Source organism: Nocardia asiatica NBRC 100129, assembly GCF_000308415.1.
Lineage (GTDB): Bacteria > Actinomycetota > Actinomycetes > Mycobacteriales > Mycobacteriaceae > Nocardia > Nocardia asiatica.
This window is the reverse complement of sequence record NZ_BAFS01000473.1, coordinates 1-15,262: the sequence shown is the minus strand read 5'-3', so window position 1 is coordinate 15,262 and position 15,262 is coordinate 1. Positions and strand designations below refer to the sequence as shown.

The 15,262-nt window shown below is 67.9% G+C and carries 13 protein-coding genes and 1 pseudogene; 7 read left to right on the top strand and 7 right to left on the bottom strand.

The genetic code is table 11. The annotated features are described in order from the left end of the window. Window positions 1-68 precede the first annotated feature (68 nt). Window positions 69-656, bottom strand: coding sequence for a hypothetical protein (locus ON27_RS38460; protein WP_083888166.1), 588 nt, complete (start codon window positions 654-656; stop codon window positions 69-71). Window positions 657-779: 123 nt separating this feature from the next. After that, window positions 780-1,721 carry an AraC family transcriptional regulator gene (locus tag ON27_RS38455; protein WP_043738888.1) on the bottom strand — a complete coding sequence of 314 codons (942 nt, stop codon included), beginning with the start codon at window positions 1,719-1,721 and terminating at the stop codon, window positions 780-782. 81 nt (window positions 1,722-1,802) lie between these two features. Between ON27_RS38455 and ON27_RS38450 the strand changes: the two genes are divergently transcribed. The 3 genes from ON27_RS38450 to ON27_RS38440 all read left to right on the top strand — a co-directional run bounded on the left by ON27_RS38450 (window position 1,803) and on the right by ON27_RS38440 (window position 4,535). Then, window positions 1,803-2,648, top strand: a complete 846-nt coding sequence (locus tag ON27_RS38450) for an NAD(P)H-binding protein (protein ID WP_043738886.1) — start codon at window positions 1,803-1,805, stop codon at window positions 2,646-2,648. Window positions 2,649-3,078: 430 nt separating this feature from the next. Then, the gene (locus ON27_RS46065) at window positions 3,079-3,798 is read left to right on the top strand and encodes a carboxylesterase family protein (protein ID WP_043738885.1); all 720 of its coding nucleotides are present in this window, start codon (window positions 3,079-3,081) and stop codon (window positions 3,796-3,798) included. Between the two features lie 284 nt (window positions 3,799-4,082). Beyond that, window positions 4,083-4,535 carry a DinB family protein gene (locus ON27_RS38440; RefSeq protein ID WP_218003124.1) on the top strand — a complete coding sequence of 151 codons (453 nt, stop codon included), beginning with the start codon at window positions 4,083-4,085 and terminating at the stop codon, window positions 4,533-4,535. A gap of 364 nt (window positions 4,536-4,899) precedes the next feature. On the opposite strand, the gene ON27_RS38435 is transcribed toward ON27_RS38440, so the two are convergent. Then, window positions 4,900-6,189: an oxygenase MpaB family protein gene (locus ON27_RS38435; RefSeq protein WP_051047537.1), complete on the bottom strand. Its 1,290-nt coding sequence runs from the start codon at window positions 6,187-6,189 to the stop codon at window positions 4,900-4,902. A gap of 298 nt (window positions 6,190-6,487) precedes the next feature. On the opposite strand from ON27_RS38435, the gene ON27_RS38430 reads away from it, so the two are divergent. The 3 genes from ON27_RS38430 (at window position 6,488) to ON27_RS38420 (ending at window position 8,917) form a co-directional block, all read left to right on the top strand. After that, window positions 6,488-7,150: a TetR/AcrR family transcriptional regulator gene (locus ON27_RS38430; RefSeq protein WP_051047536.1), complete on the top strand. Its 663-nt coding sequence runs from the start codon at window positions 6,488-6,490 to the stop codon at window positions 7,148-7,150. Between the two features lie 422 nt (window positions 7,151-7,572). Then, window positions 7,573-7,944, top strand: coding sequence for an FKBP-type peptidyl-prolyl cis-trans isomerase (locus ON27_RS38425; protein WP_043738978.1), 372 nt, complete (start codon window positions 7,573-7,575; stop codon window positions 7,942-7,944). A gap of 235 nt (window positions 7,945-8,179) precedes the next feature. Next, complete coding sequence (locus ON27_RS38420) at window positions 8,180-8,917, top strand: IPT/TIG domain-containing protein (protein WP_083888150.1); 738 nt, start codon at window positions 8,180-8,182, stop codon at window positions 8,915-8,917. A 173-nt stretch (window positions 8,918-9,090) separates the two neighbouring features. Here ON27_RS38420 and ON27_RS38415 read toward each other — a convergent pair whose 3' ends face one another. Then, complete coding sequence (locus ON27_RS38415) at window positions 9,091-12,009, bottom strand: tetratricopeptide repeat protein (RefSeq protein ID WP_157227950.1); 2,919 nt, start codon at window positions 12,007-12,009, stop codon at window positions 9,091-9,093. A 68-nt stretch (window positions 12,010-12,077) separates the two neighbouring features. Beyond that, window positions 12,078-12,557 (bottom strand): Het-E N-terminal domain-containing protein, encoded by a 480-nt coding sequence (locus ON27_RS38405; protein WP_043738882.1) that lies wholly within the window; start codon window positions 12,555-12,557, stop codon window positions 12,078-12,080. A 199-nt stretch (window positions 12,558-12,756) separates the two neighbouring features. Here ON27_RS38405 and ON27_RS40670 point away from each other — a divergent pair, with 199 nt between their 5' ends. Continuing rightward, window positions 12,757-14,211, top strand: a complete 1,455-nt coding sequence (locus ON27_RS40670; protein WP_083888149.1) for a serine/threonine-protein kinase — start codon at window positions 12,757-12,759, stop codon at window positions 14,209-14,211. A 17-nt stretch (window positions 14,212-14,228) separates the two neighbouring features. Here the strand turns inward: ON27_RS40670 and ON27_RS38395 are convergent, their stop codons facing one another. Next, on the bottom strand, window positions 14,229-14,906 hold the full coding sequence (locus ON27_RS38395; RefSeq protein ID WP_043738881.1) for a hypothetical protein: 678 nt from the start codon (window positions 14,904-14,906) through the stop codon (window positions 14,229-14,231). Between the two features lie 79 nt (window positions 14,907-14,985). Continuing rightward, a pseudogene (locus ON27_RS38390) lies at window positions 14,986-15,262 on the bottom strand (TetR/AcrR family transcriptional regulator); the annotation flags it as partial.

Sequence of the window (15,262 nt, the reverse complement as noted above, 5' to 3'; positions counted from 1 at the left end):
GAACCTTCGACAGCGGGCGTGGACCAGCGAATTCGGTCTGCGCCGGCAGTCCGGTCCCGGCGGTGGTGTCAGCCGGTGAACGGGGGCAGCGCCGCGAAATCCGGGGCGAGCCGGGCAGTCGGGACGGTGTGCGCGATCCAGCGCCGGGCACGGCTGAGCGGATGATCGGGGAATTCCGCGTCCCATCGAATGTCGTCGGCCGCGTTGTACGGCAGCCGCCCCCGCACCTCCGGTGCGTAGGGATGCGGCGGGTACATGTGGTCGAAACCGATCTTGGCGGCGAGCAAGGCCTCGCGCACACCGGTGGTGCCGGTCTCGGGGCAGAGCACCTGCAGGACCGCGCTGCTGCGAGCCTTCGGGACGATCACGGACGCGGCGAACACCAAACCCTGGGGCTGGTTCGGCAACGGCAGCTTCTCCATGCGCAACAGCGCGGGCTGCGCGTCCAGCCACACCACGAAAGCTTCGATCAGGCAGCCGCTCTCGGCGCTCCGCTCGGCCAGGCGCCGGCGCAGAGTCGTCAGATCCTCCAGCGGCGCCGGCAGATCCGGGACGATGTCGAAGTACGACACGTTCACCATGTCACCGGTCCGGGGATCTCGCCAGGTCGCGTTGTCGACCTGCTGCATTTCCCCGGTGTCGAACGAAATTGGCACCGGCACAGACTATCTCGCGGCCAGCGGCACACGCGCCACCCTGGTGGTCCTGCGCCGCCCCGTTTGCCGCGAGTCGGCGATGCGCTGGATTCGTGGCGTGCGGCCGGCAGGTAAGCGACGGCGCTATTCGGCCCGCCAGGCGGGTTTCGGGTTCCGGTGATCACTGGGCCGGGTGCCGCGCAACCGCTTGAACGCCACGCTCAGCGCGAAGGCGTTGGCGTAACCGACCCTTCTCGCGATCGTGTCCACGGTGTGGTCGGTCTGCTGCAGCAGGTCGGTGGCCAAGTCGATCCGCCAGCCCGCGAGGTAGGACATCGGTGCCTGGCCGACCAGCGCGGTGAACCGCCGGGCGAGCGCGGCTCGGGACACCCCGGCTTTCGACGCCAGGGCCGCCACTGTCCACGGATGAGCCGGTGTGTCGTGCAACAGCCGCAGCGCCGCGCCCACGATCGGATCGTCCAGTGCGCGGCACCAGGCCGGGGCGTCGGCGTCCGGGTTGTCGAACCAACGGCGCAGCGCGGAGACCAGCATCAGGTCCAGCATCCGGTCGAGGACCATCTGCTGTCCCGGCCGGTCTCTGGCGACTTCCTCGGCCACTGTCTGCGCCGACGCGTAGGAGATCTCCTCGGCCGGCACCACCAGCACGGCGGGCAGCGTGCGCAGCAGCCGTTCGCTGAGTTCTCCCCGGCGCTCGAACGCTCCACTGACCAGCACGGCGGCTTCCTCGGCCGGTGTCCCGCACGTTCGAGCGGGCCAGGAGGCGTGCTCGACGCCCTCGGCCCCGGGGCAGTAATCGGCGCTGGTCACCACCAGCGCCGGCACGGTCGCCGGGGCGTCGGCCACCGTGTAGGGCACGTCGCCGCGGACGACGGCGATGTCGCCGACGCCGATGGGCACCGGCTCGTGCTGCTCGGGAACGATCCAGGCCCGGCCACGCAGCATCGTGGCCAGTGTCAGCGGCGCGCCGCTGGCCATGCGCAGGGCCCAAGGCGGACGCATGATCGTCTGCCGGAAGACGGCTCCGCGCGCCCGAACTCCCGCCAACAGCTCCGAGACGGCATCCATGGTTCTCAGAGTAGACGTCTAGACATCAGACTGAGCTTCCTAGCCATGGATCGTCTCGGCGGCGGCCGGTTGACTGAGGGCATGTCTGAACATCCGATTCTTGTCACCGGGGCCACCGGCAAGTCCGGCCGGCGTGTGGTCGGCCGACTGCGTGCCGCGGGGCTGCCGGTTCGCGCGGCGGCCTGCAACGGCGAGCACCCCTTCGACTGGACCGACCGTGGTACCTGGGATGCGGCGCTCGAGGGCGTGCGGTCCGCCTACATCGTGCAGTTGGACGGCACGAAACTGGTTCGCCCGTTCGTCGAGCAGGCGGTGCGGCACGGTGTGCGGCGGATCGTGCTGGCCTCGGGTCGTGGCATCGATGATCCGTCCTATGTGCGGGACAGCGGCGGCGTCTTGGACGGCATCGTCGACAGCGAGGCCGCCGTGCGGGAGAGCGGTCTGGAGTGGACGATCACCAGGCCGGGCTGGTTCGCGCAGAATTTCAGCGAGGGGTTCTTCGCCGACGCCGTGCGCGGCGGTGAGCTGCGGTTGCCCGCAGGCCGTGGGGCTGCCAGCTACGTCGATGCCGAGGACATCGCCGCGGTGGTAGTCGCCGCGCTGACCGAGGACGGGCACGCGGGCCGCGTCTACGAGTTGTCCGGACGCCGGGCTGTGACGCTCGCCGAGGCGGTCGCCACGATCTCCGAGGTCACCGGCCGGGATATCCGCTACGTACCGATATCCGTCGAGGACTACGTCGGCGAATTGGTGCGGCAGGGATTGCCGCCCGCGGACGCCGAAGCCTTCGCCGACGTCATCGCGCCGCTGCGAGAGGGGAAGGACGAACACGTGTCCGACGGCGTGCAGCGTGCTCTCGGCCGCCCGCCACGAACCTTCACCGAATTCGCCCGGTCCACCGCCGCCGCGGGCGGCTGGCCGTCCTGACCGTCTCGCATCCGCCGCGATCTGGGTCCGGCCATGCCGTCGTCCCGCATCGAAGCAGTTGCCGGACAACGTGCATGGCCGGGCGTCACTCGGCGTGCGACGGAGAGCTCGTGGGTCGAGCTGTCGCTCGAACCAGCGGCGTGCCCGCCACCTGAGCAGACATGGCCGTGCTCGCCCTGAATGTCGTTGCGAGACCTCGGTCCACATCCGATAATGCGGACACGCGAGTTCGACGGTCGTGGTGACCAGCGTGGTCGACCGGCGGTCGGCGGGGTGACGCGAAGTCGCCCGCATCGGTTCGTATCAATCCAGGAGTCGCGGCTGCGGCGCGGCCCACTCGAGGCGTCAGTCGACCAGTGCCGGGCGCGGCCACCGCCGTCCCTTCGCTCGACACGTCGTCTGGTTTACCGAAAAGGAAGTGGGTGCCCGAGTGAAGGTCGAGCCGGAGGTCCGCACCACTGCGGGAGTCGTGCGTGGCAGCCGAGAGAAAGCCGTCGCGGTTTTCCGGGGCATCCCCTATGCCCGACCGCCGGTCGGTGAACGACGATTCGCGGCTCCGGTCCCGGTCGCGCCGTGGGAGGGCGTCCGTGACGCACTGGCGTTCGGTCCCGCCGGTTCCGCAAAGGGGCTGTGCGACGTCGCCTGCTGGCTGTTCCGGATGCCCAGCCTGCATCTCGCCGACGCTCGGCACGTCGGCGGCGGGCGCGCTTGGACCTATGAACTGTGCTGGAGCTACCACCCGCAGCAGGGCGCCGCGCATTGCCTCGACTTCCTGCTCGTGTTCGGCACCCTGAGTCTCGATGAGGTACGCAGCCTCGCCCCCAACGGCCCGGACGCCGTTGCCGAGGCCATCCGCGTGTCCCACCACATGCGCACCGACTGGTTGAACTTCGCGACCACAGGCGACCCGGGCTGGTCACCCTACGGTCCGGCCACCAGATCCACCCGCGTCTACACCGCGGAGCCGACCACCCGCGCCCCTATCCCGAGGAGCACTCGCGCCGCCTTTGGTCCACCCACCGTTTCGACACCCTGGACCTCTCTGGAAAGGAGCATCTGCTTTGATCGGGTGACTACCTCGCCGACGTCAAGACCCCACGAGGGGCCGTCGTCGGCGTGTAGCCCAGAATCGGAACTTGCGACATACTGACCGTAGGCGACGGCCTTCTGACGGGCCAGGGCTGCGGTTTCGAGGTAGGCCCGCGTCGCCGACGCTCCGTCCGCAATCCGCGCGGCGAGCGCCTTCTTTCCTGGTCGTTTTCCTGACGCCCGGATGCTTCGTCTTTGTTCCGAGATCGATTGCCGCACAGTTCTTCGTGCGCTTCGGACTGACCGATGCAGACCGGACGGGGCTCGACCACACAACAGAACGGAGTGCAAGTCGTGAGTATCTACGGGGTTACCAGCGGTGGCGAGCGGGCGATCATCGAGAACATGCTCGACCACAACCGCGAAGCGCTCATCGAGACCGTACGCGGTCTGTCCGATGCGGATGCCCGCCGACGGCTCGTCGCGTCACTGACGACACCGATCTCCTTGATCAAGCATGCCGCTGCCGCGGAACGGATCTGGTTCCAGCGGTTCTGGGCGGAACTCGGGGAATCCGAATGCGACGGATACTCGCGCCGCGACGAGGGCACATTCGCCGTCTCCGACGACGAGTCGCTGGCCGACGTCATCGCCGAGTTCGAGCGCGCGAGCCGGCGATCACGAGAGATCGCGTCCCGTTTCGACCTCGATGACACCAAGGACAATCCCCGCGAGGGCAAGGTCAGCATGCGATGGACACTGCTCGCCATGATCGAAGAGTTCGCCAGGCACGCAGGTCACGGCGACATCCTCCGCGAACAGATCGATAAGGCCGTACTCCCGCAACGGAACTCGTGAAACCTCGGCCCGACCGAGCGCATGCCGCCGGACAAGCGCGCTTCGCCGAACTGCGGGTTGGAAGCGACGATGCTCCAGTCTGCTCGCGTCCCGCATCGGTGTCCTAGTGGCTGTCGCCGGGACGAAACTCAGGGGCGGGGCCGTAATCCGTCGATGAGCAGGTCGAGGAGGCGGCCCGCCTGTTCGCGGCGCTCCGGGCTCTCGGTGGCGAGCGATATCCCGCTGCGGTGCGCCGTCGACCGTCCGGTGCCGCCGATCGCAACCGGTGCACGACGATCCTCGCGGCACTCACGGCCGCTTTCGGCGTCGATGGGTTCTGCGGCGAATCGGGTTGGGTCCGCGTGGAAGCGACCAGGCGCGGAGGTTATCTGCGCAGCGCCCCGCTGGCGTCGAAAGCCGCTTCGCGGCCTCGCATTTGAGCGCGATACCAGTTCTCGCGATGCCACAGCATTAGCTTCTCGTGCGCGCGCGCGAAGGGCGGGAACGCTCTGCGCAGCAGCTCCATCACCGTGATCAGGGGAAAGCGCAGGATGGGGATGACGACCCAGGGGAATGCCGGGGGCATGTGGTAGTGCCGTCTCGTCCACGGAGCCATGTACATCGCGGAGTACACGGAGTGCATGCGGAAGTTGTACGCCTCGCGCAACCTCGTGAGTCCGCGGTGGCCGTCGCGGGGCGCGAATGCCATCGGATACGACTCGATCAGCTCCGCACCGTGCTGGCCGGCGTCGTAGGAGCGGGACGCGAGGGTCATGGCCAGAACACGCAACGCGTCGATGACCGTCTCCGGATACCACCGCAGCCGCACTCCGAGCAGGTATCCCATGTACTTCTGGAAGTGCAGCAGCGCACGGATTTCCGAAGGAGTCGTCTGGTATCCCAGCGCCCACAAGCCGAGCCCGGGTGTGACGCTGCCGGCCAGCAAGGTGAGCATCTGATAGGTCTGACTGATCGGCAGACCCCATCGCTGGATGTCCCATTCCGGATGTCCGGCGACTTTCGCCCGGATCGAAACGTGCATGATGCGCACCTTCAGCGCCGTGGCACGTCCCGTCGAACCGGGAGTCAGCAGTGCGCGGTGCTCGGAGACGTCCATCCAGAAGCGGGTGGTCTCCAGGAAGCGGCGCAGTGCGCTGTTCCCGGCGTAGCCGCCGGCCAGTGACAACGGCGTCGCGACAGCGGCTTCGGTGTACATCTCGAGCGTTTCCGCGCCCGCGAAACCGAACAGCATCGTTCCCCACCGCCGCCAGATCGCCGCGCCCTGCTCGACCAGTTCCGGCACCACCCAGTCGGGCACCGTCTCGAACTCCTCGAACAGCGCGCGCATCGACTCGGGCGCGTCCGGTACGGCTTCGATGCCTTCGGTCAGCGCGGTTTCCAGCATCCGGCGCCCGGCTTGCGGACCGGCCGCGCCGTGCATCACCTCCGCGACGAACCGTTCCGCGACCGGGTCGCCCGTGAAGAGGTCCTCGCACAGAGCGACAGCCTGCGCGTCGGTGGGGAACAACTCGGTCCCGGTGACTTTCGCGAAGAGGCGCTCGATGCGCTGAACCTTTGGAGTGCGGCGCGCTTCCCAATATCGGAACGCGGTCGGGCACTTCACCGCTTGCTCATCGATGACATCGCCGTTCGCGGGCGGGACTTCCACTGACATGAACGACTTCTTCCTGTCGATGCCGGGTCGATCGACCCGGACTGCTCAGCCGCCGGCTCGCGCCGGATCCGCCATGACCGCAAGCGGTCCATGCTCTGCGACCGAACCCTTTCGGGCCCGCCTCGCTGCGCACCCACCCGGTGACCATACCATTGGGTACAGTCATCGGTACCTTTCTGAATGGAAAATACTGTCGGCTGAGCGGCCGCAGCGGGGGCGTGGGTAGCGCGCCGATCCGGGTCCGTAACAGGTTCGCCTACCATCGAGACGTGCATTTCATCGACGCTCGGCCGGGCCGATGACAGCAGAGCGGCGGCCGGCTGCCGACGGCATCCAGGCCCCTGATCCAGGCGCCGTGAATTCGTCGCCGCCGCGTTCTCGCAAGGCGGCGGCACAGCAACGCGGCCGCGGCCGTACTCCGCGTCTGTCCTACGAGGCATGGGTCGACGGGGCTCTGGCATTGCTCGCCCGCGAAGGAGTCTCGGCCGTCAAGATTCCGCGGGTGTGCCAGGAACTCGGAGTCACCAAGGGCAGCTTCTACTGGCATTTCGATGACATCGGGCAGCTCATGGAGGCGATGGCCGATCGGTGGAGCGCGCGGCAGAGCGAGGTCATCCGTGCGCTCGGGGCGATGGAGTCCGTCCCCGTCGAGCAGCGCATCGCCAATATGGCCGCCAATCTCATCGAACGCACCTGGGCCATCGAAGCCACCGTCCGCGAGTGGGCGCGAAGCGACGAAAAGGTGGCCGCGACCGTGCGGGCCTTGGATCGGCAGATCTTCGAAACAGTGCAGACAGCGTTGCTGGAACTGGGCTTCGCTGCGGAAGATGCCCGCTTGCGCGCCGGCGCGATGGTGTACCTCGGCATCGGATTCATCCACGGTCGCGGCAGTCTGCCCGCGCCGACCGCCGAGGATGCGCGGGCGCTCCTCGGTCTGCTGACCGTTCCCTCCCCGAAATGACTCCGCATCCGCCTCGCTGACATCTTCCACCGCGGTGATCCGCATTGGCAGATCGGCGACTGCTTCGCGCCGCTCGTGCGGGCCGTGCGCGCCCCGCGCCGAAGCTCTCGTCTACGACGGCGGACGCGTGCCGGAAGTGCTCGACCTGCTGAGGGCCGATTCGACCGACCCGGAGATCCTTCACGGGACTTGTCGGCGGATCTGTCGGGATCCTGACCCGGCGAAGTTCGCTTCGCGGCGGCGTGCGCGAGTTGCCATCGTGGTCAGAAGAAGCGCCGCGACACCGGTGTGGGTGGGCCAGTAGTCGCACGAGCGCAGAGCATTTCGGGGATGATGTTGCGGTGTCCGACGAAGAGTCCGAACAGAAGCCCTGGCAGCGGTGGATCACCCGGCTCACGGGTCGTCCCGGCAAGACCGGCGTCGTGAACCGGGGGAAGCCGGAGATCGAGATCCCCGCAGGTGCGCCGCCGAGCGAGTTGGCGATCGTGGAGATCTGGGACGGCGACGGTCCGCAGGCCGAACGGGGCGACTTCGTCGAAGTACACTACGTGGGCGTCACGTTCTCCACCGGAACGGAGTTCGATTCGAGCTGGGAGCGCGGCCGGCCGTTCGCATTCACACTGGGCGCCGGGCAGGTCATCGAAGGTTGGGACGTGGGTGTGCGAGGAATGCGAGTCGGCGGTCGCAGGCAACTGATCATCCCGCCCCGGCTCGCCTACGGTGACCGAGGCGCCGCGGGCACCATCCGGCCGGGGGAGACGCTCGTCTTCGTGATCGACTTGATCGCGGTGTGAACCGGTCCGCCGACCGATGATTCGATTGCCGGGCGGTTCTCCCGTACGCCGAATCGTCGATGCGGTGCTCATCGATACCTTGGCGGAGCGGTCGATCCATTCGTAAAACGGACAAAAACGGATCTTGGTTTCCATTGTCCGGGTATGGCTTCGAAGTCCTTAATGGTTACAGCCGGGCTACCACCAGGTCGCGCACCCCCCGGTGCAGGTAATCAGTAATCAAGGAGGCAATGCCATGCCTACTATCAGTTCTGTATCGCCGACCACGGGTCCGACTTCAGGAGGCAACAGCGTGGTCATCACCGGCACCGGATTCACCGGTCCGACCACAGTGCGATTCGGGGGCACCGCAACTACTTTCACACTGGACTCCGATACGCAGATCACGGCCATCGCCCCGCCGGGGGTCGGCACGGTGAATATCACCGTCTCGAACGCGGGCGGGACGAGTAACGGTTTTCCCTACACCTATGTCGTGACGCCTCCGGTCGTGGCTTCGATCATTCCCAATTTCGGTCCCGCGACCGGTGGAAATCTGGTCACGCTGATCGGCACCGGCTTCAGCGGAGTCACCGCGGTGAACTTCGGCGCCACCCCGGCCACCTTCTTCGTGGGGGTGTCCAGCACGTTGATCATCGCGATCGCCCCACCCGGAACGGGCACCGTGCCGGTCACGGTCACCACTCCGGTCGGTACGAGCCCGGGAGTTCCGTACACGTACGTGTCGGTTCCGACGCTGGTCTCGGTCACCCCGAATACCGGTCCGGTGACCGGCGGTACCGTGGTCACGATCACCGGCACCGGCTTCACCGGCGCCACCGGTGTGTTCTTCGGTTTCCTTCCGGCGGTTTCGTTCACGGTGAATTCCGATACGCAGATCACCGCGGTCACCCCGGTGGGCTTCGGTCCGGCGCCGATCACGGTCACCGCTCCGGGTGGTATCACCAGCGGGCTCTTCTTCACCTACGCCTGACGGCCGCATCCGCACGAGTCGCATCCTGCGAAATCGTGCTTCGTAGTGGGGATGACATTTCCGACACCGAAGGGGCCGTTCCTATTTCATGGGCGGCTCCTTCGGCGTGCTGAGCAGTGACCGGAAATGGTGCAACCTGCCTGCTATTGGTCGATGTATGACCCGAATCTGCTTTATTCGAGCCTATGGTTCTCGGCTGTTCGCCGCGCCGCGGCGAGATGGTCGCGCACCTCGTCAGCCAGCGGATGGTCGCTGCCGAGAGCCTGGATGACACGGTCGAATACCGCCTCGAAGAGTCGGACGGTCTCCTCGAATCGGCCTGCCGCGTGGTAGGCGAGCGCGAGTCCGTCGACCGAACGCGCGGTGAGGGGGTCGTCGGGGCCGACCTCCTGCTGGTCGATGTTCGCCTGGTACAGGGGAATGGCTTCCTCGAATCGTCCCGCGTCTCGCAGCGTGTCGGCCAGTGTGGTGCGGGTGCTCCGGAGCCGTGGATATCCGGGAAGGGCGCGGTGGTACTCGGCGAGATTCGCCTTCGACAAGTCGATCGCGGTGTCGAGGTCTCCGGCCGACCGGTACGCGGCCGCGAGGCTGTCACGAGAGGCGAGGGTGGCGTGGTGGTCCGGTCCGAGGATGCGCAGCCGGTCGGTCAGCGTGGCCTGGTAGTTGACCAGGGCGTCATCGATGCGGCCTGCCGCGTGATAGGCGGCGGCGAGATTGTGCCGGTAGCTCAGAGTGTCGGGGTGGTCGAGACCGAGTACTCGCGCACTGGCGGAGACGTTGGTCTCCAGCAATGGAATGGCTCGTCCCGGTTCCCGCATTGCCAGAGCGTCGGCGAAATTGTTGCGCGCCTTGAGGGTGTCGGGATGGTCGGGACCGAGAATTCGAAGGCGATCCCGCAGGGCGGCTTCCTGGATGGCGATCGCCTCGTCCCGGCGTCCGGTCGCACTGTAGGCGATGGCGAGCCCGCCCTGAGTGAGCGAGGTGATGGGGTGGTCGGGGCCGAGTATCCGGTGGAAGTCGGCGACGTTCGCCTCGAAAAGCGCGATGGCGTCCGCGAGCCGCCCGGCCGTATGCAAGGCGCAGGCGAGGTTGTGGCGGGTTATGAGAGTGTCCGGGTGTTCCGGCCCGAGCACCCGCAACCGCTCGACGAGGTTCGCTTCGCCGAGGCGGACGGCATCCTCGGCCCGGCCGACGGCTTCGTAGATCTCGGCGAGGTTGTTGCGGCAGGCCAGGGTGACCGGATGATCAGCTCCGAAGATCCGCATGGCGTCATCGAGGTTCTCGCGCAGGAGCGGGACGGCCCTGTCGGTGCGTCCCGCCGCCCCGTACGCGCGAGCTAGTTTGTGCAGGCAGAAGAAGGAATCGACGTGATCGGCACCGAGTACCCGAAGGTAGACGGGCAAGAGATCTTCGAACACGGCGATCGCGTCGGCGAGATTTCCGGCCGACAGGTGGACCTGAGCGAGCCCGCTGCGGAAGTTGAGGGTCTCGTGCGCGTCCGGACCGAATACTCGCCGGCTGTGCGCGATGTTCTCGGTGTGCAGGGCCGAGGACGTGTCCAGGCGCCCCGCCTGGGTGTATGTGTCCGCCAGATGAAAACGCAGGACCAGTGTGACGGGATTGGCGGGTCCGAAAATCCGCACGGCGTCGGCCAAGTCCGCCTCCAGCCGGGTGGCGGCTTCGTCGAGCCGACCACGGGCCGAGTAGGCCCGGGCCAGCAGGGTGCGGGCAGTGTACGTATCGGGATGCCCGCCGCCGAGGATCTGCTCGCTGGCGACGACGACGTCCTGCGCGAGGGTCAGCGCTCTGGCGGTGTCGGCGGACTCGATCAGCTGCTCGACGGCCCATCTGCGCACGGCGATCATCGCCACGGCGTGTTTCCTGGTGCTGCCGTGCACCATTCCGGTGTCCCAGAGCGCGTCTATCTGATCGACCAGGTGCGCGCCGTCCTGTCGGCGCGCCCATGCCTGCGACGGCGGGAACGTATTGCGCATGATGATGGCGAGCGCGGACCGGACGAGGTCGGCCGTGGACCGGGCGGCAGGAGTCCGATCGCGGAATGCCCGGGCGGCTCGCCGGAACAAGCTGATCGGCTGCGTAATCGAACCGCGTTCGCGCAGCACGCGGCCCACGAGCCGGTGCATGATCAGCGCCTCGCCGGAAGTCGACCAGGACAGCAGGGAACCGGCGACACATCGTTCCAGTGCCTCGTCGACCCTCCTGGGGCTGGTGGCGAACAAGGATCGGTGCACACCACCTGGCGAGAGCATGGCCATCGCGCCCAGCAGCCAGGCGACGTCGGCCGCGAGTTCGTAATCGCCGGTGACGCCCTCGGTTGTTTCGACGCACAGCGAGATCGCCTGGACGACCGACCGCGGGTAGTCGTGACCCGCGGTGCGCCGCAGAGCGGTCGGCAGTGGGCTGTCGTGCAGCAGCTGCCGGTACTGCGCGTAGCCGAGGCGGCGGCCGACCATCGTCGCCGCTGCGGCGGACAGGGCCAGCGGGAGGTCGCCGAGGTCCTCGGCAACCTGTTCGGCGTCGCCGTCGTCGCCGAGGCCGGTCGAGTCGGCCAGAAAGCGCACCGATTCCGGGCGAGTGAAACAGGTGACGTCGACCGCCTCGCCGAAGGCTGCGAAGGACCGGTCGACGCTGGTGATCAGGATGCGCGCGCGGCCACCGGTCGGCAGTAGGTCCCGGAGGTGGTCGGCATCGGTGGCGTTGTCGAACACCAAGAGCGCCGCGACGGTGCCACCGGACAGGTGGTCGCGTAATCGCCGGGCCGACACCGCCGAATCGCCGTCGCGGTCGGCGACGCCCAGCCGCTCGGCGATATCGGCGAGTCCGGACAGCGTGCTGTCCGGAGTTTCGGCATTGACCCAGCCCACCAGACCTCGGCCGGAATCGAACAGCGAGCGTGCGTGCGCGGCCGCCAAGTGGGTCTTGCCCGCACCGCGCAGTCCGGTGACGACGACGGCTGCCGCGGGCGGCTCCAGTGCTCGACGCAGACGTGCCAGCTCATCGCGGACGACGAATCGTGGTGGCTCCCGGGGGATCCGGCCCACGACCACCAAGCTCGTAGCCGGAGACGGCACGGGCACGCCTGCGGTGACATAGATGTCGCGGGCGTGGACGTCGGAGAGCTGAGTGACGATATAGGAGGTCAGCGCGGGGGCGTCGGTCGAGGCCGCCGCGCTCGGCCGGGGTGTGACGAGTCACCGGCCCCCGCGTCGATGTCCTCTATGTGGATGTCACCACTGAACCGTCCGCCGTGCACCCGTACACCGGTGCCGGTCGCCGTGACGCGGCTGATCCGCAACGCGGCAGCCTCCACCCTCTTCAGATCGACCCCGGCGGCCCGCACGTCCGCCCGCACTGCCGCAGAGATGAGTTGAGTTGCCACGGCGAGCAATTCGTCATCCTCGGCAGCGCCGTGCGCATCCAGTGCGCCCGCGAGGGCTGCCCGTCCGGCGGCGCCGTCCGGGTCCGCCTCCACCTGCCTCGAGTCCACATCGCGATAGCGGCGGAAGAGCAGCCCCTGCAACGCCGCATACGCGTCGGTCACCGATCGCTCGGCGGTATCGGTGAGACCGGCGGCGGCGCCGAGCGCGACCGCGGTGGCGACAACGTGGCCCGGCTCCATTCGAACCTCCCCCCTCTGCGGCGACTCGGACGAGTAGATCAAGTGTGCACGGTCATGGCAAGCGAACCATTTCCGGTGACCCGTTGAGTCAGCGAACGCCTCTGACACGCTGCCGCGCGCTCCGGGCGGGATGTGTTCCGGCGGCGGCGTTATGCTGCCCTCGGTCCGGGTGGGCGCGGTTGGGAAGGGGGCCACGGGGTTGTTGAGGCAGCATGAGTCGTTCGCCGGTTATGTGATCGAGGGCGTGCTCGGGGAAGGCGGTATGGGCACCGTCTATCTGGCCAGGCATCCGCGGCTGCCGCGGCTGGTCGCGCTCAAGTTGCTCAACCGCGCGGTGTCCGAGGACGAGGAGTTGCGCCGGCGGTTCGAGCTGGAGGCCAACGTCGTCGCGCGCTTGGAGCATCCGGGGATCGTCGGCGTCTATGACCGCGGCACGCAGGACGGGCACCTGTGGATCTCGATGCAGTACATTCGCGGAACGGACGCGGCCCGGCTCGATCCGCGCACCACGCACCCCGAATATGTCCTGCGCGTCGTCACGGATACCGCGCACGCGCTCGACTACGCGCACGGCCGCGGCGTGCTGCATCGTGACATCAAACCGGCGAACATCCTGATCGCCGAACCGGAGTCGGGCCGGGAAGCCCGTGCCGTACTGACCGATTTCGGTATCGCGCGGCTGCTCGACGCGGACACCAAGCTGACCGCGACCGGGACCTTCACCGCGACGCTCGCCTACGCGTCACCGGAGCAGCTGTCCGGGGAGCCGGTCGATCACCGCGCCGACCAGTACTCTCTCGGCTGCACCCTCTTCACCCTCCTGGCGGGGCAGCCGCCGTTCCCCTCGACCAACCCTGGTCAGATCGTCGCAGGACACCTCGCCAAGCCGGTGCCCCGGCTGAGCGATACCCGTCCGGGATTGCCACTGCCACTCGACGATGTGATCGCACGGGCGATGGCCAAGCACCGGAACGAACGATTCGCCAGCTGTGGCGACTTCGCGGCAGCCGCCACCGCCGCCCTGCGGGGCGAGGCACCTTTCGGGCGACCCACTCCAGCCGGAACGGCCGGGCATCAGCGGCCCGGCCATGCGGTTACGGCGGTGGATCCGTGGCCTCGTTCGGCTCCGACGTTGCTGAACCAGCCTCCGGACCCGGTCCGGCACGCCATGCCCGGGCCGGCTTCGCAGCCCTCGACTCCGGTGCACGATCCGCGGCGGCCTTCCGGCGCCGTCGCCAGAACGGCCGCCGTCGTCTCGCTCGCTTTCGGTTTGCTGTCCGCCGTGATCGTGGTCCAGGGCATCCGTGAGCTGGCGGCGTGGCGCGACACCGGTCGCGGCCGACCGCTGCGGGATGTCCTGCTCGACCTTCTCGTGCCGATGTCGATCAGTTCCGCGGCGTCACTGCTGCTGATCGGCGGCGCCGCCGCGCTCTTCGCGGGCAAGCGCGCCGGTCGCGTCGCGGTGGCTGCCGGCACCGGGATCATCACGCTGCTCGCCTTGATCGCGATCGGAGCCAGCCTGGGCGGAAACAGCCCCAGGGATACGGTGTTCTTCGGCACGATACTGCTTTTCGCCTTCACGGGATTGTCGTGCGCGCTGTCCCCTTCGACCGGTCGCTGGCTCGCCTACCGACGTGCCAGGACCCGGGCATGAGCAACCGGTAGCACGGATCATCCGAGCAGTCGGCGCTCGAGTTCGCCGAGAATCGCTCCGTTGCGGTCCGCGTCCAAGGCCAGAGCGGCGGCCCACACGTGCGCCGAGACGACTCCGGTCGCCACGCGGTCGATCCAATCGCGCACGGTGGCGGGCCCCTCCAGTGTGTCGCCGTCGAAGGTGATCGGCTCGAGCTCGGCCAGGTGCACGTAGCGCAACTGAGTGAATTCTCTTCCGCGGGCGTCGAATATGCTCGCCGCCCAGACTTCTTCGGCGATGGATGGTCCGGGCGACCCGGACGGGGGTCGCGCGACCGCCTCGTCCGCGTCGCTGTCGATCCCGTGAGCGACCGCGTCCGCGGCCGCGCGATGGGCGAGTCCGAATCCCCAGAGGCGCCCGTACATTCCGGCCATCATCCGCGCGGCGATGTCGAGGATCGGAGAGCCGGCCGTAGCGCCGGTGCCGCCGGGCGAGAACTCCGCGAAGCCTGCCGCGCTGCCGGTGTCGTTCTCGCCGATGCCCGTGAAACCCCAGATGTGTACGAGATCCGGATCGGTGGCCGGTGCGCTGCTCCGACGCGCGATCATGGCGGGAAGCAGGGCTTCGATGGTGGGCCGGGCGGGGTAGCGCACCTCGGGCAACGCGTCAGGACGCCGAACTCCGTTGTACTGCTGCGAGTTGCGTCGGCCGGACATGGGCTGCTCCGTCGAGGTTCGTTTCGGACAAGGCATCGACCCGGTGGCAGGTAACCGTTTCCAGTGTAGGCGCGCGGCGCTACGGCTCGACCGGTCGGTGCTGCTCGATGAGCGCTCGGGCCATGAGCTTGGCGCGCAGAGCCGCCTGGAGATCGCCTTCGGCGGCGGAGATGATCGAGCCTTTCATCAGGATGTGCCAGGAGCGGGCGAAATCATCCGCATTTCGCAGTCCGGCCTCCTCGGCCCGGTCGCGGACGATAGCACGGATATTGTCGAGGTACCCGATGCTGGCCTGTCCGGCCGGATGACCGGCACCGAGTTCGAGCAGCACGTTGATGAACGAGCAGCCGTCGAAG

Bases quoted from the DNA above. Each gene is read 5' to 3' on its own strand.
- ON27_RS38430 (WP_051047536.1), top strand. From the start codon at position 6,488: ATGACAGCAGAGCGGCGGCCGGCTGCCGACGGCATCCAGGCCCCTGAT.
- ON27_RS38395 (WP_043738881.1), bottom strand. From the start codon at position 14,906: ATGTCCGGCCGACGCAACTCGCAGCAGTACAACGGAGTTCGGCGTCCT.
- ON27_RS38450 (WP_043738886.1), top strand. From the start codon at position 1,803: ATGTCTGAACATCCGATTCTTGTCACCGGGGCCACCGGCAAGTCCGGC.
- ON27_RS38405 (WP_043738882.1), bottom strand. From the start codon at position 12,557: ATGGAGCCGGGCCACGTTGTCGCCACCGCGGTCGCGCTCGGCGCCGCC.
- ON27_RS38420 (WP_083888150.1), top strand. From the start codon at position 8,180: ATGCCTACTATCAGTTCTGTATCGCCGACCACGGGTCCGACTTCAGGA.
- ON27_RS38435 (WP_051047537.1), bottom strand. From the start codon at position 6,189: ATGTCAGTGGAAGTCCCGCCCGCGAACGGCGATGTCATCGATGAGCAA.
- ON27_RS38440 (WP_218003124.1), top strand. From the start codon at position 4,083: ATGCTCGACCACAACCGCGAAGCGCTCATCGAGACCGTACGCGGTCTG.
- ON27_RS38455 (WP_043738888.1), bottom strand. From the start codon at position 1,721: ATGGATGCCGTCTCGGAGCTGTTGGCGGGAGTTCGGGCGCGCGGAGCC.